The 19,078-nt window shown below is 50.8% G+C and carries 15 protein-coding genes and 1 pseudogene; 7 read left to right on the plus strand and 9 right to left on the minus strand.

The window, feature by feature from the left end; translation table 11 throughout:
* Positions 1-129: 129 nt before the first annotated feature.
* From pap to LK436_RS11800, 4 genes are all read right to left on the minus strand, one after another.
* Positions 130-1,668 carry a polyphosphate:AMP phosphotransferase gene (gene pap / locus LK436_RS11785; protein WP_044930767.1) on the minus strand — a complete coding sequence of 513 codons (1,539 nt, stop codon included), beginning with the start codon at positions 1,666-1,668 and terminating at the stop codon, positions 130-132.
* Positions 1,669-1,738: 70 nt separating this feature from the next.
* The gene (locus tag LK436_RS11790; protein WP_008395926.1) at positions 1,739-2,857 is read right to left on the minus strand and encodes an aldo/keto reductase; all 1,119 of its coding nucleotides are present in this window, start codon (positions 2,855-2,857) and stop codon (positions 1,739-1,741) included.
* Complete coding sequence (locus tag LK436_RS11795) at positions 2,857-3,243, minus strand: DUF3783 domain-containing protein (RefSeq protein WP_008395927.1); 387 nt, start codon at positions 3,241-3,243, stop codon at positions 2,857-2,859. Before LK436_RS11795 ends, LK436_RS11790 begins: the two co-directional genes overlap by 1 nt.
* Positions 3,244-3,467: 224 nt before the next feature.
* A complete protein-coding gene (locus tag LK436_RS11800; protein ID WP_015574021.1) occupies positions 3,468-3,734 on the minus strand; it encodes a hypothetical protein in 267 nt (88 codons plus the stop codon).
* A 359-nt stretch (positions 3,735-4,093) separates the two neighbouring features.
* On the opposite strand from LK436_RS11800, the gene LK436_RS11805 reads away from it, so the two are divergent.
* Positions 4,094-4,594 (plus strand): hypothetical protein, encoded by a 501-nt coding sequence (locus LK436_RS11805; RefSeq protein WP_044930666.1) that lies wholly within the window; start codon positions 4,094-4,096, stop codon positions 4,592-4,594.
* Between the two features lie 51 nt (positions 4,595-4,645).
* Here LK436_RS11805 and LK436_RS11810 read toward each other — a convergent pair whose 3' ends face one another.
* The 3 genes from LK436_RS11810 to LK436_RS11820 all read right to left on the minus strand — a co-directional run bounded on the left by LK436_RS11810 (position 4,646) and on the right by LK436_RS11820 (position 11,317).
* Entirely contained in the window at positions 4,646-5,722 is a 1,077-nt protein-coding gene (locus LK436_RS11810) for a hypothetical protein (RefSeq protein ID WP_008395931.1), read from the minus strand.
* Positions 5,723-6,070: 348 nt separating this feature from the next.
* A complete protein-coding gene (locus tag LK436_RS11815; RefSeq protein WP_015574016.1) occupies positions 6,071-7,180 on the minus strand; it encodes an N-acetylmuramoyl-L-alanine amidase family protein in 1,110 nt (369 codons plus the stop codon).
* A 372-nt stretch (positions 7,181-7,552) separates the two neighbouring features.
* A complete protein-coding gene (locus LK436_RS11820) occupies positions 7,553-11,317 on the minus strand; it encodes a phosphoribosylformylglycinamidine synthase (protein ID WP_008395936.1) in 3,765 nt (1,254 codons plus the stop codon).
* 535 nt (positions 11,318-11,852) lie between these two features.
* Here LK436_RS11820 and LK436_RS11825 point away from each other — a divergent pair.
* Positions 11,853-13,214, plus strand: coding sequence for an MATE family efflux transporter (locus LK436_RS11825; RefSeq protein ID WP_008395937.1), 1,362 nt, complete (start codon positions 11,853-11,855; stop codon positions 13,212-13,214).
* Here the strand turns inward: LK436_RS11825 and LK436_RS11830 are convergent.
* Complete coding sequence (locus LK436_RS11830; RefSeq protein WP_227910051.1) at positions 13,168-13,377, minus strand: linear amide C-N hydrolase; 210 nt, start codon at positions 13,375-13,377, stop codon at positions 13,168-13,170. The two genes, LK436_RS11825 and LK436_RS11830, sit on opposite strands and share 47 nt — an antisense overlap.
* Before the next feature lie 34 nt (positions 13,378-13,411).
* A pseudogene (locus LK436_RS11835) lies at positions 13,412-14,848 on the minus strand (DUF4368 domain-containing protein); the annotation flags it as partial.
* Between the two features lie 300 nt (positions 14,849-15,148).
* On the opposite strand from LK436_RS11835, the gene LK436_RS11840 reads away from it, so the two are divergent.
* From LK436_RS11840 to LK436_RS11860, 5 genes are read left to right on the plus strand one after another with little or no spacing between them, the layout of a single operon-like run.
* The gene (locus LK436_RS11840) at positions 15,149-16,132 is read left to right on the plus strand and encodes a DUF6017 domain-containing protein (protein WP_002569163.1); all 984 of its coding nucleotides are present in this window, start codon (positions 15,149-15,151) and stop codon (positions 16,130-16,132) included.
* 23 nt (positions 16,133-16,155) lie between these two features.
* Positions 16,156-16,377: a DUF5348 domain-containing protein gene (locus tag LK436_RS11845; RefSeq protein ID WP_002569164.1), complete on the plus strand. Its 222-nt coding sequence runs from the start codon at positions 16,156-16,158 to the stop codon at positions 16,375-16,377.
* Positions 16,378-16,418: 41 nt separating this feature from the next.
* Positions 16,419-16,895 carry a PcfB family protein gene (locus tag LK436_RS11850; RefSeq protein ID WP_002569165.1) on the plus strand — a complete coding sequence of 159 codons (477 nt, stop codon included), beginning with the start codon at positions 16,419-16,421 and terminating at the stop codon, positions 16,893-16,895.
* Positions 16,892-18,700, plus strand: a complete 1,809-nt coding sequence (locus tag LK436_RS11855; RefSeq protein ID WP_002569166.1) for a VirD4-like conjugal transfer protein, CD1115 family — start codon at positions 16,892-16,894, stop codon at positions 18,698-18,700. The genes LK436_RS11850 and LK436_RS11855 overlap by 4 nt, the downstream gene beginning before the upstream one ends.
* Entirely contained in the window at positions 18,687-18,857 is a 171-nt protein-coding gene (locus tag LK436_RS11860) for a hypothetical protein (RefSeq protein ID WP_002569167.1), read from the plus strand. Before LK436_RS11855 ends, LK436_RS11860 begins: the two co-directional genes overlap by 14 nt.
* Positions 18,858-19,078 lie beyond the last annotated feature (221 nt).

Below are 19,078 nucleotides of genomic sequence, written 5' to 3' on the forward strand. Positions count from 1 at the left end.
CTCTCTTTTATCTAAAGATATCGAAAGAGGCCTTCCTTTCGTTTCTTTCCGTTTTCCCCTTCTTCTGGCCTTCTCCTGCCCTGCGTTCCTCTCTTGTCTTCCCCTTTTCTCTGCTGTTTTCTGTCTCTTCTACTTTCCTTTGTGCTCTCTGGCCTTCTTCTCCTGTTTTCCGGCCTCCTTTTTTTCGCGTATCTTCTCTTCCAGCGCATCTGCCACTGCCTCTAAAACCCGGATCCTTGCATAGCGTTTTGAATTTCCCTCCACTACAATCCAGGGCGCATATGTGGTGGAGGTGCGCACCAGCATCTCGTTGACCGCTTCCTCATACTCGCCCCACTTGGCGCGGTTTCTCCAGTCCTCATCTGTGATTTTCCACTGCTTGTCTGGATTTTCCATCCGCTCCTTAAACCTGCGCTCCTGCTCGTCCTTATCAATGTGAATCCAGAATTTCAGAACAACGGCTCCGAAGTTTGCCATGTGAGCCTCCATCTCGTTAATCTCGCGGTAAGCCCGGCTCCACTCCTCCTCGCTGCAGAAGCCTTCAATCCTCTCTACCATCACACGCCCGTACCAGGTCCGGTCAAAGATCGCAATGTGGCCGGCCTTTGGCATACGGTTCCAGAACCGCCAGAGATAATGATGAACTCTCTCCTCATCATTCGGCGCAGCCGTAGGATTTACGCGGTAGCCTCGCGGATCCAGGTGGCTTGTGAGTCTCCTGATCGCCCCTCCCTTTCCGGCGGCATCCCAGCCCTCAAATCCCAGAACTACAGGGATTCTCAGCCTGTAAATTTCACTGTGGAGAAATTCCAGACGTTTCTGGGCCGCATCAAGGCGCCTGCGGTATTCCTCTCCATCCATGGTCTTTGTCAGATCCACACCGGACAGCACTCCGTTTTTATAACCGTCTCTGAACGCCGGCCCCATGGCTTCCTCTCCATGCCTGTCCCTGCTTTCCCTTTTTTCAAGCTCATACTCCAGCCGTTCCAGAACAGCAGTCATAATTTTTGCAGAGGCATAATTTTTATCTGTGGCCTCGATAATGGTCCAGGGGGCCCGCCTTGTATCCGTCTTTTCCAGCATCTCCTCATTGATATGCAGGTACTCCTCGTAGTGGCGGTTTCTTTCCAGATCGCTGTCCGATACTCTCCACGCAGTTTCCCTGTTCCCCCGCAGCTTCTTAAAGCGCTTCTTCTGCTCCTCCTTGGAGATGCATAAAAACAGCTTGATTACCACAAACCCTCCGTCGCAGAGCTGTTCCTCGAAGGAGAGAATATCCTCAAAGGCCCTTGTGATTTCCTGCTGCCCGGGCTTTTCCTCGAACCGCTCCTCTGTCACCTTCCGATACCAGCTTCTGTCAAAAATGGCAATCCTTCCCTGTTCCGGCGTCTTCGTCCAGAACCGCCACAAAAAGGGGCGCATCTGCTCCTCCTCCCCGGTCTGACGGCTTGCGTAGACCTCGAAGCCCCTGGGATCCAGAGGGGCTATCAGACGGTTAATCTGAATTCCCTTTCCGGCAGCTCCAAGTCCTTCAAATACAATAATGACAGGAATCTTTTTCTCCTTCAGTTCTCTCTGAACAGCTCCCAGGCGCACGCCCATGGCCTCACTTGCCTTCCGGTATTCCTCCCTGTCCATCTTCTTTTCCAGATCAATTTTTTCCAGCATATAACCCCTCCATTTCATCTCTCCGAAATGCTCCGTTCCTGCTCCGATCCCTTTCGCCAGACAGGCTCTTTTACGCCCCCTGCTTTTCTTTGAAGTATCCGGCAATTTGTTTCATCACCTGGCTGACAGAGATTCTCTGGGGACATTCCTTCTCACAGTGTCCGCAGGCCCGGCAGGAATCCGCCTTCACCTCCAGCTCCCCATAAAACTTATCCGCCTCATCCTCGTCTACAGCTGTCATGTTCCAGGCTGCGAGGGTCTTTGGTATGTCGAGGCCAAAGGGGCAGGGCATACAGTAGCGGCAGGCGGTGCAGTTTACCAGAGCCATCCGGTCAAACACTTCCTTGGTCTTTAAAAGGGCCTCCCTGTCCTCCCGGCTCAGCATTCCCACTGCAGCCAGGTCTGCAAGGCGCAGGTTTTCCTGTACCTGCTCCATGGTGCTCATTCCGCTCAGCAGAAGGCTGACTTCCGGCTGATCCCAGAGAAAGCTAAATGCGCTTTCCACCGCCGTTTTTCCCTCCGGCAGACATTCCGCCACGTGGGACGACAGGTTTGCAAGCTTTCCTCCAAGCAGCGGTTCCATGACAACCACCCCGAGCCCTCTGTCAGCCGCCATTTTCAGTCCTTTCATTCCTGCCTGGTGATCCAGGTTAATGTAATTGTACTGGATCTGACAGAAATCCCACTGTTCCGTATAATTAAGTATCTCCTCAAACACATCCAGCGAATCATGGAAAGAAAAGCCAAGGAAACGGATCTTTCCCGCTTTCTTTGCCTCCAGCATACGCTCCACCAGATGAAATTTTTTTACCTTCTCTTCAAAGCGGCTGCGGTTCAGAGCATGGAGAAGGTAGAAGTCGATGTGATCGGTTTTCAGTTTTTCAATCTGCTCGTCCAGAATCCTCTCAAAATCCCCCTCCTTTTCCAAAAGCCACACCGGGCTCTTGTCTGCCAGCCATACCTTTTCCCTGTAGCCGTCCTGAAGGGCCATACCCACAACCGTTTCGCTGACCCCCTCGTGATACCTGTAAGCAGTGTCCACGTAATTGATCCCCCCGTCAATTCCGGCGCGGATCATCTTTATAGCTTCGGCCTCGTCTACCTTTCCTTCCCTTACCGGAAGCCGCATTGCGCCGAAGCCTAGGGCTGACACCTCTGCCCCCGTTTTGCCGATTTTTCTGTACTTCATCACTGTTTCCCCTCCCCTGTCATATATTCGTGTTCTCTCTTTATTTCTTTAAAAAGGCTGACAGAATCCCAGTTTTTATTTGTTTCTGTGAGAACTGCCTTATAGTTGATTCTGCCTGCGCCTTTCTTTCTGAGCGCCAGTATCAGAGTGTCGATCCTGGCTGAGGTAAAGCCTGCCATGAGGAGCATCTCATCCTCAAACTCCTCTCCCTCGTAGACCATCCCGTTGTCCTCTATATCCTTTAACCCGGCCAGAAAGCCAACTGGCTTCAGGTAATCCTCCTTCGCCACTGCCTTCAGACGGAAGCCTAACGGCATCAGCGCCTGCCTGATTTTCATCAGACGCTCCGCATCCTTAAAATTATATAACAGCACTGTCTCCCTCATAGATTGTTCCTTTCTCTCCTGACTCTCCTGATTTTTGCTCTGCTCTTTTCACACTGCTTTACTTGTTCTCTCACGAAAGACCAGGCAAACTTTATCTCTATTATAAGAAAAACGGCAAAAAAATACAACTGCTACCGCAGAAGCTCTTCCTCTCCGGCAAAAAAAAGCAGCCCTGGAACTTTTTCAAATCCAAGGCTGCTACCGCTCATTTCCTTCTTTCGTCCTCATGCTGTTTTTAAAAAACCTCCGAATAAGTTTTGGAATTTCACTTCCGCTTCTTTCTCATCTGCTCCATCAAAGCAAAGAATCAAAATTCTTCTGACCGGCTGAATCCCCCTCAGGAGTTCGTCATAGTTTTTCACATTGAAGTGTTCCGGTCCTGCAGCTATGTAGATATTGCAGCCAAATAGATTGGCGGCCTGCATCAGAGCCGAGATGGGAAGGGGCTGTGTTCTTCCGTTCATGGAAATACTGTACCGTCTTTCCAGCATACGCATACCTCCTCTCTCTATAAGCGAAACATGCTGTTACTCTAGCTTTACTACAGCACATTTTAAAATTCTGTCAATATATACTAATAGCAAAATTTTCATTCTTTATAATTTTTTAATAATTTAAGCCAGAATTTTCTCACTTTTTCTCTCTCCACACGCCCCTTTTTCATTATCTATGGTATGATGATTTATGAAAGAAATGAGATATTTTTATGCCTGTTGCTGCAGATTTCCCAGCCTCCTAAGGCTCGAAAAAATTTAAAACAGTTTCCAGTTTCTGTCATGTTTTCCCCCGCTTCCTAATATCCTTATATAGCTGCATAACTTAAAATTTATGATAACGCGGAGGTTTGCATATGAGCTCTTATCTTTCCATGACAGGGGTTGTCTCCCAGATTCAGCCCTCTGCAGTATCCGGTTCAGGAACCGAGGCGCAGACAGAACAGGACTGCCGCCTGAGCCTGACTCTCCAGACCTATTACCAGGGAACAGTCCTTTTCACTTTTACCGGAGATACCTATGTGCTGGACAATGAGACGATCCGGCCCGGCGATCAGCTCACTGTTTTCTATGACAGGGACGCGCCGGTCCTCCTCATCTATCCGCCTACCTACCAGGCCGTTCTTCTGGCCAAATCCTCCGGCCGTCAGTTTTATCTCGGCCAGTTTAATGACAATTTCGTAAGCACAGATAACGCACTCCAGCTCACAGTCGATCCGAATACTCCGGTACTTCTTCCTAATGGTCAGGTATTTTCCGGGAATATCTCCGGAAAAACAGTGCTGGCTGAATACCAGGCATCCACCAGAAGTATTCCGGCCCAGACCACCCCTGATCGCCTGATTGTATTCTGCTGACCGGGCGGCAGCAGGCCCTGCCGGTATATACCGGCAGGGCCTGCTGTTTGGCTATTTCTTCGCTATCTCCTCATACCCTTCTGTAGACGGAAGTTCAAACTCTGCCGGCTGTCCGGGATGATTGATTGTAATGTCCATATCCATGTGCATGTCCATTGCCGTATCGTCTGAAATTATGGTCATGTCAATCACCGCCCTCTCTGCGGTAAGGGCTCCGGCTGAGTTCAGGGAAATCTCTCCCTCATAGCGCTTCAAGCTCACTGTCATGCCGCTTCCTGCATTCATATTTCCCATAATTCCTTCTGTCAGGCCGTTGACCATATCCAGATCTCCGGTAAAACGGTATGTGACTGAGCCGTCCTCGTGGCGCTCCTCGGTGATATCTCTGAGATAATCCATATTATCTGCAGTCAAAGAGCCTGTCTGTGTCTGCTCAAGAGCCTCTGTCATATCCATGGGCACCTTATATTTCATACCGCCTGTTTCCATGTAATAGTAGCCGCCTGTATAGAAGGTTCTCTGCTGTACCTGCTGTCCCAGGAAGGACGTATTCATATCCATCAGATATTCCGGATTTGTTCCCGAGAGCCCCCTCATCTTGAGAGTTCCTTCCATCGTTCCGTCCATGGCAATCCCCTGCGCAGATACAGAGTAATTCATCCTGATGGTGCTGTCCAGGCTGTCGCTCATCCCCTGCGTAAGAGCATCCTCAATCCGGCTCATGACATTCTGGGGCTCGGCACCATCGCTCGGAGCTGTCTGACCCTGAGAAATCTGATCTTCCCCCGTCTGTTCTCCTGCGGCCTGCCCCTCCGGCTGCTGGGATGTCACGGCTGCCGGCTGTGTCTGAACCTGTCCTCTCTGTACCCAGCATCCGTTTTTGTCTACCCGGTAGCCTTCCGCGATCGTATCTTCAGCCATATAGCCATTTGAATAGAAATAATAGCACTCCGCCGTTCCATCACCATTTCCATCCAGCCATCGCCAGCCGTCCCGCGCATAGCTTCCGTCGTCCTCCTGCCACCGCCAGCCTCCATTGTCCTGTTTCCACTCCCCCGCATATACGGCAGACGACAGCAGGACGGAAAAAGCAGCTGCCGCAAGCATCATTTTTACTGCCCGTTTCATACATCCATCTCCTTTTTTTGCATCGGTCGTCAGTTTCCGTGCCAAGAATTCTGGTATAGATGTATTATACTCCTTTCATTTCTAAATATATAGTATTTTGTTGTATTTTTTCTGTATTCTAATTCTTGTTCTGTTTTTTATTCTTATATTCAGGCACCTGTTCTTATTACGTTTTGTTTTCCGTCTATATCAAAACAGAAGAAAGAGGCCGCTTTTCCGGTTTCTGTTCCGGAAAAACGGCCCCTCTCACGTTTGCCACACTGTGCCTTTTAACCTTTTAACCTTTTATCCCATTCCATCTACTGTCGCATTTCCGGCCTGACCCCCGGCTGGAACAGGTGCTGTTCCTTACTGCATAGCGCCGGAAGCATCCAGATAGCGGCCATTCGGCGCTGTACGGTTTGCCCACATGGCTCCGCTGTCGTCAAAATAGTAGGTCTTTCCGTCTATGGTCTGGTAGCCTGTCATCATAGCTCCCCTTGTTCCGTCGGAAACAGGATTTAAGTAGTACCATACGCCGTTAATCTGCTGCCAGCCGGTCTTCATGGCTCCCCTTGTTCCGTCAGAAACAGGATTCAGATAGAACCAGCGGTTGTCGATGAACTGCCAGTCTGTCTGCATGTAGCCGTTCCTGTTGAAGTGGAACCAGTTGTTGTCCACAAACAGCCATGCATTTACGACTGAGCTGCCATCCGCATTCCTGTACCACCATCCGTTTGCGTCCTGGATCCAGCCGGCACCTGAGCCGCCGCTGATAGTATAAACCTCACTGGAATCAATATCAATATTGTCTGACTCTACCCACTCGCTCTTTTCGTCATCGCTGGTGCAGATTGCTCTGACTTTAAAATAGTAGTCGCCTGTCTTTGTCATGTAAGAATAGAAATCATAGTAATCATTGGTCGTACTCACGGTCTGTACAAGGCCGTCGTTCCTGTAGAGTTTTACCTCATACTTGTTTGCATCGTCCACCTGGCTCCAGGTTGCCGTCTTGTCGGACCACTCCGCCTCGTCCGGCTCCTCCAGATCGCCGGAGATCTCTCTCATCTCAATGTATACAATCAGCGTTGTATCATCATCGTCCTTTTTTATCTTCTTCAGCTTCGTGTGCATACCGCTGACCTTCACGCTGCTCTTGGAATACTTATCGAAATCATATCCGCTTTCTGCCTCAAATTCCAGGCAGATGACCGGCTTGGTTCCTCTTGTAAACTCGTCCTCCTCGTCATCAAAGTATTCGTCTGAAACCTGATTTATTACGCCTGTAGGCCAATTGGTCACTGTGTAACCCGGGATATCCATATTGTCCCCCGCCTCTGGCTCTTCCCCGTCAAAACGAATCTCAAGCCTTCCTGACACGTCCTCTATGTCATCTTTGGCAAACGCCGTCACCGACATTCCCAGAGCCAGCAAGGCTGCCGCAGAGAGAGCCGCTATGCCTTTTACGCTCTTTCTCATCTTCTCTCCTCCTTTACCTTCTACTCTTTTGTCAGAATCGTTTTTCAATTCCTCTGAACTCATTATATCAAATCCCATACCTTTCGTCAAAGAGGTTTTGCCTGTTTTTGGCATCCTCCTCTGATATGGTTATTATATCAGGATTCTGCACAATATTTCTAACTTTTTATTTACAATTTTGTGACATTTCCCTGTTTTTAAGGAATTTTTTCAGAACAGCACAGCGAAAAATCAGGCACAGCTGTCAGAATCCTGTACAGTATCTCTTCTCCCTGCAGCTTTGAGTGCCGTCTCTCTCGGGCACGGGAAAGGCCCGGAGGAATATCCCCCGGGCCTAAGGTGTCAGTCTGAACCGCTGCCTGGCCGCGGCTGTTACTGGAAATACTTCACGCCGGATTCAAAAATCTTGATATCCTGGTTGCCGTAAATATTGACAGCCACGCCGTCGCCGATTCTCTCAGAGTGGGCCATCTTTCCGTAGATACGGCCGTCCTCACTTGTAATTCCCTCGATTGCCATCATGGAGCCGTTGGGGTTCCATGCCTCATCCATGGTCGGTCTGCCCTCGGCATCCACATACTGGGTTGCCACCTGGCCGTTTGCATAGAGCTTCTCAATCCACTCGCTGCTTGCCACGAAACGTCCTTCTCCGTGGGAGACAGGATTTACATAGATTCCGCCAAGCTCTGCCTCGCGAAGCCATGGGGACTTGTTGGAAACTACCTTCAGGTTCACCATCTTGGAAATATGGCGTCCGATAGTATTCATGGCCAGTGTCGGAGAGTCGCTCTTTAACTCTGTAATCCTTCCCTCCGGCAGAAGTCCCAGCTTGATAAGAGCCTGGAAGCCGTTGCAGACGCCTAAAATCAGACCGTCTCTCTCGTTTAAGAGCTTTTCGATCTCCTCCTTGAGGACTGCATTTCTGAAGGTTGTGGCAAAGAATTTTGCAGAGCCGTCCGGCTCATCGCCTCCGGAGAAGCCTCCCGGGAACATCACGATCTGGGACTGGGCGATGGCCTTTTTGTAGACCTCCACAGAATCCCTGATGTCTGCCGCATCCCGGTTTCTGAAAATCTTTGTGATAACTTCTGCACCTGCCCGCTCGAAAGCCTTGGCGCTGTCGTACTCACAGTTTGTGCCCGGAAATACCGGAATAAACACTCTTGGTTTCGCCACCTTATTTTTGCAGATGTAAACCTTGTCTGTATTGTAAATCTCTGTTCTGACTTCCTTCTGCTCCACACCGGATTCTGTGGCGAACACGTCCTCCAGCGTCCTGGTCCATGCGTTTAATGCCTCGTCCATGGAGATGGTCACATTGCCATATTCAAAGGCTGCGCGGTCTGTCACCTCTCCGATGACTGTGTAGGTGATTCCAAGGTTTCCCACCTTTCCGTCCGGCACCTCGCATACGATGTTGCCCCAGCCCGGCGCGAAGAAATCTCTCGGATCCACATTGTGCTCTACTTTAACGCCCAGCTTGTTTCCAAAGGCCATCTTGCTGACTGCCTCGGCGATTCCGCCGGCCTCCACGGCGTAGGCAGAGATGATGTTTCCGGCCTCCATATCGCGGTAGAGCTTCTCGTAGCTGTCCATCACCTGGCTGTAAACAGGAAGGTCATAGCCGTCCTTCTCGATCTTCATCACCACAATCTTGCTTCCGGCCTTCTTAAACTCCGGCGTTACCACATGCTGTTTGTCGGAAATGTCTACAGCAAAGGAGACAAGTGTCGGCGGAACATTGATCTCCCCGTGAACTTCATCGTTGAAGGTTCCGGACATACTGTCCTTTCCTCCGATGGACGGAAGTCCGAAGCCCATCTGTGCGCTGTATGCACCGAGGAGAGCGGAGAATGGCGTTCCCCATCTGGTTCTGTCCTCTGTCATCCTCTTGAAATACTCCTGGAAGGTGAAGCGGATCTTCTTAAAGTCGCCTCCGTTAGCCGCAATCTTGGCAACAGAATCCAGGACAGCATAGACAGCCCCGTGATACGGGCTCCAGCTTGAAAGATACGGGTCATAGCCGTAGCTCATCATGGTCACAGTGTCGCACTTGCCCTCCAGAACAGGGAGCTTTGCCACCATAGCCTGGGTCTCTGTGAGCTGGTATTTTCCGCCGTAAGGCATGAACACGCTTCCCGCTCCGATGGATGCGTCAAACATTTCCACCAGTCCCTTCTGGGAGCATACGTTTAAGCCGGAAAGCAGCTTCAGCCAGTGCTCTTTCACATCGCCGATCTCTTTTCGCTCAAATACATTGCCCTCTCTTGTGGGAACCTCCACTGTGACAGAAGCCTCCTGGTGAGCTCCGTTTGTATCCAGGAACGCGCGGCTGATATCCACGATGGTCTTTCCTCTCCAGTGCATCACAAGCCTTGGAGATTCTGTGACTACGGCAACGGGAACTGCCTCCAGGTTTTCCTCTGCCACATAGGCCATCATCTGCTCAACATCCTTTTTGTCTACCACAACGGCCATTCTCTCCTGGGACTCGGAAATGGCAATCTCCGTTCCGTCCAGTCCCGCATATTTCTTCGGCACCTTGTCAAGGTCAATCTCAAGTCCTGCTGCCAGCTCGCCGATGGCCACAGATACACCGCCGGCGCCGAAGTCGTTGCACTTCTTGATCAGGCGGCTTACCTCCGGACGGCGGAATAAGCGCTGGAGCTTTCTCTCTGTCGGCGGATTTCCCTTCTGAACCTCAGCGCCGCAGACCTCGATGGACTCCTCTGTATGTACCTTGGAGGAACCGGTAGCTCCGCCGATTCCGTCACGGCCTGTCCTTCCTCCCATGAGGATGATCACATCGCCCGGATCAGAGGTCTCGCGGATGACATTCTTTCTCGGTGCTGCCGCCATCACTGCGCCGATCTCCATTCTCTTGGCAGCGTAGTTCGGGTGGTAGATCTCCTTCACATAGCCGGTGGCAAGGCCGATCTGATTTCCGTAGGAGCTGTAGCCGTGAGCCGCATCTGTGACGATCCTCCTCTGGGGCAGCTTTCCGTGCATTGTCTCAGACATAGGTCTGGTAGGATCGGCAGCTCCCGTCACGCGCATGGCCTGATAGACATAGGTACGGCCGGAAAGTGGATCGCGGATGGCTCCGCCCAGACAGGTAGCCGCCCCTCCGAAGGGCTCGATCTCAGTCGGATGGTTGTGTGTCTCGTTTTTGAAGTTTACGAGCCACTCCTCCTCCTTTCCGTCGATGACAACGGGAACCACGATGCTGCAGGCGTTGATCTCCTCAGAAACCTCCATGTCCTGAAGCTTTCCTTCTTTTCTCAGCTTCTTCATCGCCATCAGGGCCAGATCCATCAGGCAGACAAACTTGTCGCTTCTCCCTGCATACAGCTCCTCCCTGTCAGCCAGGTACTGTCTGTATGTATTCTCGATAGGCTCATTGTAATCGCCCTTTGTAAACTCCACATCCTTGAGCTCTGTCTGGAAGGTGGTGTGGCGGCAGTGATCGGACCAGTAGGTATCAAGCACGCGGATCTCTGTCACAGACGGATCGCGCTTCTCCTCATTCTTGAAGTAATTCTGAATGTGAAGGAAATCCTTGAAGGTCATAGCCAGGTTTAAGGACTCATAGAGGGACTTAAGCTCCTCCTTCGGCATATCCATGAAGCCGGCAAAGATCTTTACATCCTCCGGCTGCTCGAATACGGCCACAAGGGTTTCCGGCTTCGGGTTGTTGTTTTCTCTGGAATCCACCGGGTTAATGCAGAGAGACTTGACGGCTGCCTTCTCCTCCTCTGTCAGAGTTCCGGATACCACATACGTTGTGGCGGATCGTATGATCGGTTCTTCCTCCTCGCTTAAGAGCTTCACGCACTGTTCTGCGGAGTCCGCTCTCTGATCGAACTGACCGGGCAGATACTCTACTGTAAAAACGGTATCTCCTTCGCCTGTCTCAAAGCTCTCCTCATATACATCATCCATCGGCGGCTCGGAAAAGATGGTAGAGAGAGCCTCCCTGTAGGCAGCCTCTGACACGTTCTCAATGTCATAGCGGATGAGAACTCTCACTCCGGTCACTGTCTTAATGCCCAGATAACTCTCGATCTCATCGCGAAGCTCCTTTGCCTTAACAGCAAATTCTGGTCTTTTTTCCACAAAAATACGTCTTACGCTCATAGGATCCTCCTTACAGATCTCGCCTTTTGTAATTGAACTGTTTTGTATTGCATCAAAGCGGAAAGCCCGCTTCTTTTTTCCATAAGTCCAGCCTCTGCGCCGGCGCTTTCGCGCTGCCGGAAGCTGCGCTGCCCCTGACCGCTCTTTATGCGGTTTCAGCCCGGACAGCCTTTTTCCTTCCGCTTTATCATAAACAAAAAATATAAATAAGTAAAATTAATATATTTAATATATATTATAATTTTGACTAATTAATCAGATTCTTGACTCTCTGCACCAATCTGCTATAATAAGGATGCCTGTTCGTAGGTCATATTATTCCCAGGAAGCAGCGTGAATGAGGTGCAGGAAATACCCCCTGTGCATATTCATCCATAAATGGTAAGCCGGATAAGACAGCAGACTTATATATCTGTTCCTTATCCGGCTTTTATCTGTGCGGAGGGGGATATGAAAGACTTTGCCGGTGTTCCTGGAAAGTGGTTTTCACAGCACGGGAGAATCCATTTTATTTACAGAAGGAGAATTAACAGATATGAAATCAACAGAAGCTTTCACAGAGGGACGCATTCTAAGTTCCCTGCTGCGCTTTGCAGTTCCCGTACTCTTCAGCCTGTTTCTGCAGGCGCTCTACGGCGGAGTTGACCTTCTGGTGGTGGGGCAGTTTGCCTCTACTTCTGATGTATCGGGAGTAGCCACGGGAAGCATGCTGCTTCAGACCGTCACGATGATCATTACGGGACTCTCCATGGGAATTACCATATTAGTCGGCGAGAAGACGGGAATGAAAAAGCTCCAGGAGGCCGGGCAGGCTGTAGGAACCGGCATCTGCCTGTTTGCTGTCTTTGCCCTGGTGCTCACTGCCGTCATGACCGGCGCGGCCGGACTTCTCGCCCGACTGATGCACGCTCCCCAGGAGGCCTATTCCCATACCTTATCCTATATCCGAATCTGCGGAGCCGGCTCTGTCTTCATCGTGTCCTACAATGTGCTGGGCGCTGTGTTCCGCGGAATCGGCGATTCCAAAACCCCTCTGATGACGGTTGCCATCGCATGTGTCATCAACATTGCCGGAGATCTGCTGTTGGTAGCCGTGTTCCACATGGGCGCGGCGGGAGCTGCCCTGGCCACTGTGGCCGCCCAGGCTGCAAGTGTTGTCATTTCCCTCTTTGTGATCCGTAAAAAAGGACTGCCTTTTCCCTTTTCACGAAGTTTCATCCGCTTCAGGAAGCATCTCATCCTGAAAGAGTTAAAGCTTGGAACACCTGTGGCCCTTCAGGAGCTTCTGGTCGGCTTTTCCTTTCTGGTAATCCAGACTGTAGTAAATTCTTTCGGGGTAACAGACTCCGCCGCCATCGGAGTCGGTGAAAAGGTATGCGTGTTTATTATGCTCGTCCCCTCCGCCTGTATGCAGTCCATGTCAGCCTTTACTGCGCAGAATATGGGAGCCGGGAAGCCAGAACGGGCAAAGCGGGCTCTCGGCTGCGGGATTTCAGTTTCCTTTGCGGCGGGGCTCATTATGGCCTGGCTGACCTTTTTCCACGGCGATCTGCTGGCTTCCGTTTTTTCAAAAGACGAAGCCGTTATCGCCGCTTCCCACAGCTATCTCATGGCCTACGCCATCGACTGCATGCTCACTCCGTTCCTGTTCTGCTTCACCGGCTATTACAACGGCTGTGAGAGAACTCTGTTCGTCATGATTCAGGGCCTCATCGGGGCCTTCCTTGTGAGGATTCCCCTTGTCCTCCTGACAAGCCGGACAGCGGGAGTCACCCTGTTTCAGATCGGCCTTGCGACACCTTCCTCCACCGTTGTCCAGATCTGCCTGTGTCTGGCCATGTTTCTCTGGCTCAACCGGCAGGGAAAAGGCCGTCCTGCTCTGCACCCAGACGTTTAAATTCCTGTTCGAAGGAGAGCTCAAACTGGACAGCTCTGTTTTTCTTCAGAAGCTCTCCCAGATCCACATACCGGACACGGCTGTTTCCGTAGGTGAGCCAGTAAAAACGCAGGGACTCCGCACACATGACAGAAGTGTACACGGTGTAGTCAAAAGGCGTCACCCCGGTATCACATAGTTAAAAATATTGGTGTCATTTAATCAATTTTGCCGATAAAGCGGTAGAAGATTTCTACCTCCTGTTCCCGGCTTCCGTCCTCACCTTTGACCGCTTCATGGACAACGATTTTTTCAATCAGCGTATTCAAAAGTTCGGCGGTCAGTTCTGTTGGATTGACGCACTCTTTCATCAAGGCAATCCATTTTTCTGCGTCTGCGGCGTTCTGGCTTTCAGTGGCGATAGCGGATTGAAGCTGTTCAATCTTTGTGTCCAGTTCAGCCTGTTCGCTCTGGTACTTCCCGGACAGCATAGAGAAGTTGTATTCTGTGATACGCCCCGCCGCCCAGTCCTCATACATCCGGGCAAACAGGGTATCGACTTCGGCTTTCCGCTTCTCCGCTTTGTTCAACTCTGCGGCTTGCTTCTTTCTTGCGGCGGCCTGTCCCTTGTCATTGGCGTTTAACAGCCGCTTCAAGAGCCGTTCTTCATCATGCTGTACCAGCCCCGACCAGTATTGCAGACGGGAGAGGACATAGGCGTAAAGCACATCATAGCGGATATAATGCATGGAGCATTGGCGTGTGCCCTGTCCGTACTTGCTACAATGATAATGGCCGTAAGGCTTGCTGTTCTGCCTGTTCTCCCCATAGGACAACGACCAGCCGCAATCCGAACATTTTACCAATCCGGAAAAAATCTGTGTTGTACCGTCCTTGCATTTTCTGCGGCGGTTTGCTATCTGCTCCTGTACCTGCCGGAAAACCTGTTCGCTGATAATCGGCTCCTGCGTGTTCTCCACCCGCACCCATTCACTTTGGGGCTTGCGTATCCTCCGCTTGTTCTTAAAGGAAATGTTTGTTTCCCGGTAGTGGATGGTATGGCCGATATAGGTTTCGTCTTTCATAATGCTCTTGACCTGCGCTATCGTCCATGCGTAGCTTTTTTCCTCTGGCGCACCCGCATAGATGTTTGCGAAAGTCCCGTCACGCTGGAAGTTGATAAATCCCGGCGTGGGAACCTTTTCCGCAATCAGTATTCTTGTGATACTGGCCGCCCCTCTGCCATGAATGGCGAGGTCAAAAATCTTCTCCACTATCCAGCGGGTTTCCTCGTCGATTATCAGCTTGTTTTTGATTTCCGGGTGTTTCCTGTACCCGATGGGAGCATAAGCGCCGATACGCTGTCCTGTGGCAAACTTTGCTTTGAAAGCGGCCTTTACCTTGCGGCTTGTATCTTTCGCAAACCATTCATTGAACAGGTTTTTGAACGGGACAAAATCGGAAAGCCCTTTCTCTGTGTCCTCATTCTCCGCAACGGCGATGTAGCGCACCCGTTTTTCCGGGAACAGAAATTCCAGATAGTAGTCCATCATCACATGTTCCCGCCCGAAACGGGAAAGGTCTTTCGTGACAATGCAGTTTACTTTTCCGGCTTCCACATCGTCCATCATGCGCTGAAAATCCGGGCGTTCAAAAGCTGACGTTAGATAACGATACTTTTGAAAACACTGGAAAATCAAGGTTTTTCGAGCGACGGACAAGCAGGGTATTGTACTAAAAACTGAATACGACGCAGAAGCGGCGTTTCTTACTCTCTACATGGGAGAACAGGAACGCCGCTTTTTTATGCCCTTTGTTACGCAGTAGGGGCAGAAAAAGCCTTGCTACAAGCGATTTTGCGGGCGCGTATCTGGCGCGGCAAGGGATTTATACCTTATCCCCCGAAACCGCGCTTCTACTGCGTAACAAATCCACAGCAAAAGGAGTGATTTACTATGGCAGTTTTCAGAGTGGAACGGAACAAGGGCTACACCGTAATGAGCAACCACCACCTACGCAACAAGGAGCTTTCCTTAAAGGCAAAAGGGCTGTTGTCGCAAATGCTGTCACTCCCCGAAGATTGGGACTACACCTTGAAAGGCTTATCCCTTATCAACCGGGAGAAGATAGACGCTATCCGCGAAGCCATTAAGGAGCTTGAACGCGCCGGGTATATCGTTCGGTCAAGGGAGCGCGACGAGAAAGGACGCTTGCGGGGCGCGGACTATGTGATATTCGAGCAGCCGCAGCCGCCTACGCCGGATTTACCTACATTGGAAAATCCAACATTGGATAATCCAACGCAGGAAAAACCAACATTGGAAAAACCTACGTTGGAAAATCCAACGCAATTAAATAAAGATATACAAAGAACTGACTTACCAAAAAAAGAAAAATCAAATACAGATTTATCAAGTACCCATTCCATTCCTATCCTTTCCCCTAACCCCTCTCCTTGCAGAGAAGCGGCTACGCCGCCGGAACGGAAAGGAACGGAAGCGGCAGCACAGAGCGCAGTTGATATATACCGGGAAATCATCAAGGACAATATCGACTACCACATTCTCAAACAGGACATGAAGTTTGACGGGGACAGGCTGGACGAGATTGTAGACCTCATGCTTGAAACCGTATGCACCGCCAGAAAGCGGGTACGGATTGCGGGGGACGACTACCCGGCAGAGCTTGTGAAATCTAAGTTTATGAAACTGGACGGCGAGCATATCCGCTTTGTGCTTGACTGTATGCGGGAGAACACAACGAAAATCCGCAACATCAAGCAATATCTGAAAGCAGCCCTTTTCAACGCCCCGTCCACTATCGGCAATTATTACACTTCCCTTGTCGCCCATGACATGGCAAGCGGCGCACTGTCACCGAAGAAGCCGCAGTACGGCGACCCGGACTATTATTCATTCAAACCGGGCGAAAGCCTGTAAAACAACAAAAGGAGGATTTTATTATGGCACAGAAAATGACAGGAGCATTGGTATTTGACGAGCGCACCGACCGTTACGACATTCGCTTTGACTTAAACAGCTACTACGGGGGCTTGCATTGCGGTGAGTGCTTTGACGTATTCGTGCGGGGCAAGTGGAAGCCGACCCGGATTGAGTACGGCGACAACTGGTATCTTGTGGGTATCAGAGCCGAGGACTTGAACGGGCTGCGGGTGCGTATCTGACCGCCGCCCCATAAAGAAACGCGAAAGGAGGACGCGAGGAATTGCAGGACGAAGTAAACGAAAAGACCATAGCCCTTTACATCAAGACCGGGAAGCTGACCGCCCAGACGCTCCAAAAGGCAATGAAAGCCATACTGTCAAAGGGCAAAAAGCAGCTTGCAAAACCGCCACAGGGAAAGCAGAGCTTAAAGCAGCTTATGAAGCAGAACGCGGGCGTTTCCAACATTGAGATTACCGAGGGCAATATCAAAGCCTTTGAGAGTACGGCGAAAAAGTACGGTATCGACTTTGCGCTGAAAAAGGACGCAACGGAAAGCCCGCCCCGCTATCTGGTTTTTTTCAAGGGGCGGGACGCGGACGTGCTGACCGCAGCCTTTAAGGAGTTTTCCGCAAAGAAGCTGACACAGGAGAAAAAGCCCTCTATCCGAAAGCTGCTCTCTACGCTCAAAGAAGCCGCACAGGGCAAGAACGCGGAACGGGCAAAGGTCAAGAACAAGGACAGGGAGGTATCGCTATGAAGCCGGAAATCAAGAAGCTGCTTATCCTAAATCTCCCGTATCTGCTCTTTGTCTGGCTCTTTGATAAAGTGGGCGCGGCTGTCCGTCTATCCCCCGGCGCGGACGCAAGCGCAAAGCTGCTACATCTTGGGGACGGTTTTACCACCGCCTTTTCCAGTATCGCGCCGAGCTTCCACCCGGCAGACTTACTTATCGGCATTGCGGGGGCGGTCATTGTCCGGCTGATTATCTACACCAAAGGCAAGAACGCGAAGAAATACCGCCGCGGGACAGAATACGGTTCGGCGCGTTGGGGCGGGGCTGACGACATAAAGCCGTACACAGACCCGGTATTTGAGAACAATATCCCCTTAACGCAGACGGAACGGCTCACCATGAACAGCCGCCCGAAGCAGCCGAAATACGCAAGAAACAAAAATATTCTTGTAATCGGCGGTTCCGGCAGCGGCAAGACCCGGTTCTTTGTGAAACCGTCGCTCATGCAATGTACGTCAAAGGATTTTCCAACGTCGTATATCGTCACTGACCCGAAAGGAACACTGATTTTGGAAACCGGGAAAATGTTGCAGCGGTACAAATACCGTATCAAAGTGCTAAATACGATTAACTTCAAAAAATCCATGAAATACAATCCCTTTGCCTATCTGCGGAGCGAAAAGGACATTTTGAAATTAGTCAATACCATTATCGCCAACACCAAAGGCGACGGGGAAAAATCCGGCGAGGATTTCTGGGTGAAAGCGGAAAAGCTCTACTACACCGCACTAATCGGCTATATCTGGTATGAAGCCCCAGAGGACGAGAAGAACTTCACGACGCTGCTTGAAATGATAAATGCGTCGGAAGCCCGCGAGGACGACGAGGATTTCCAGAACCCGGTTGACCTCATGTTTGAACGTCTGGAAGAAAAAGACCCGGAACATTTTGCAGTCAAGCAGTACAAAAAATACAAACTGGCGGCGGGCAAGACCGCAAAAAGCATACTTATCTCATGCGGCGCGAGGTTAGCCCCATTCGACATTAAGGAGCTGCGGGAGCTTATGGAAACCGACGAAATGGAGCTTGACACCATAGGTGACAGAAAGACCGCCCTTTTCGTGATTATCAGCGACACCGACGACACCTTTAACTTTGTCGTGAGTATTCTCTACACACAGCTATTCAACCTCTTGTGCGACAAAGCAGATGATGAATACGGCGGGCGGCTTCCCGTCCATGTACGGTGCTTACTTGATGAATTTGCGAATATCGGGCAAATCCCCAAATTTGAGAAACTAATCGCAACCATACGGAGCCGGGAAATCTCCGCGTCAATCATCTTGCAGAGCCAGTCACAGCTAAAGGCAATCTACAAGGACAACGCCGATACCATAGTCGGCAACTGCGACACCACGCTTTTCTTGGGCGGCAAGGAAAAAACCACGCTCAAAGAAATATCGGAGATTTTAGGCAAGGAAACGATAGACAGCTTCAACACTTCCGAAACAAGGGGGCGGGAGCTTTCGCATGGGCTGAACTATCAGAAATTGGGAAAGCAGCTTATGACGGAAGATGAAATCGCAGTCATGGACGGAGGGAAATGTATCTTGCAGCTACGCGGGGTGCGCCCGTTCTTTTCGGACAAATTCGACATAACGAAACACCCGAAATACAAGTACCTATCCGACGCAGACCCGAAGAACGCCTTTGACATGGAAAAGCACCTTAAACGCCGCCCCGCCATTGTCAAGCCCGACGAGGTTTTTGACTATTACGAGATTGACGCAGCAGACTTACAGGAGGACGCAGACCATGAGGAAACGTAGCGCAGAGGAAAAACAAAAGCAGCTTGAACGGTTTTTAATGAATGTTGCGGAAGCCGCCGACGCTGCATTATGGGAGTATTGGCGGGAAAAGGAAGCGGAACACCGCCGTTTTGCAACGGAGTATGTCACGCGCCGGGGGCTTATCCCTCAACAGTGACAGCATGGCAGACCGCCGGGGAGGGGGGGGACAGGGGAAGCTACACTTCCCCTACGCTGCCTTGCGGCAGCTACCCCTTTGTGAACTTGCGGGAAGCGAACACCTTGCTATGCAAGCTATTCACTTCCCGCAAGTCTGAATAATACCCGTCCGGCAGCACAGCGGGACACCGAAAGGAGGAATCGAAGCAATCACATATATCAATATCGGCTACATGATAC

Source organism: Clostridium sp. M62/1, assembly GCF_020736365.1.
Taxonomy (GTDB): domain Bacteria; phylum Bacillota; class Clostridia; order Lachnospirales; family Lachnospiraceae; genus Otoolea; species Otoolea saccharolyticum_A.

Coding starts and splice junctions, on each gene's coding strand:
- pap (WP_044930767.1), bottom strand. CDS start 1,668: ATGCTGGAAAAAATTGATCTGGAAAAGAAGATGGACAGGGAGGAATAC.
- LK436_RS11790 (WP_008395926.1), bottom strand. CDS start 2,857: ATGAAGTACAGAAAAATCGGCAAAACGGGGGCAGAGGTGTCAGCCCTA.
- LK436_RS11795 (WP_008395927.1), bottom strand. CDS start 3,243: ATGAGGGAGACAGTGCTGTTATATAATTTTAAGGATGCGGAGCGTCTG.
- LK436_RS11800 (WP_015574021.1), bottom strand. CDS start 3,734: ATGCTGGAAAGACGGTACAGTATTTCCATGAACGGAAGAACACAGCCC.
- LK436_RS11805 (WP_044930666.1), top strand. CDS start 4,094: ATGAGCTCTTATCTTTCCATGACAGGGGTTGTCTCCCAGATTCAGCCC.
- LK436_RS11810 (WP_008395931.1), bottom strand. CDS start 5,722: ATGAAACGGGCAGTAAAAATGATGCTTGCGGCAGCTGCTTTTTCCGTC.
- LK436_RS11815 (WP_015574016.1), bottom strand. CDS start 7,180: ATGAGAAAGAGCGTAAAAGGCATAGCGGCTCTCTCTGCGGCAGCCTTG.
- LK436_RS11820 (WP_008395936.1), bottom strand. CDS start 11,317: ATGAGCGTAAGACGTATTTTTGTGGAAAAAAGACCAGAATTTGCTGTT.
- LK436_RS11825 (WP_008395937.1), top strand. CDS start 11,853: ATGAAATCAACAGAAGCTTTCACAGAGGGACGCATTCTAAGTTCCCTG.
- LK436_RS11840 (WP_002569163.1), top strand. CDS start 15,149: ATGGCAGTTTTCAGAGTGGAACGGAACAAGGGCTACACCGTAATGAGC.
- LK436_RS11845 (WP_002569164.1), top strand. CDS start 16,156: ATGGCACAGAAAATGACAGGAGCATTGGTATTTGACGAGCGCACCGAC.
- LK436_RS11855 (WP_002569166.1), top strand. CDS start 16,892: ATGAAGCCGGAAATCAAGAAGCTGCTTATCCTAAATCTCCCGTATCTG.
- LK436_RS11860 (WP_002569167.1), top strand. CDS start 18,687: ATGAGGAAACGTAGCGCAGAGGAAAAACAAAAGCAGCTTGAACGGTTT.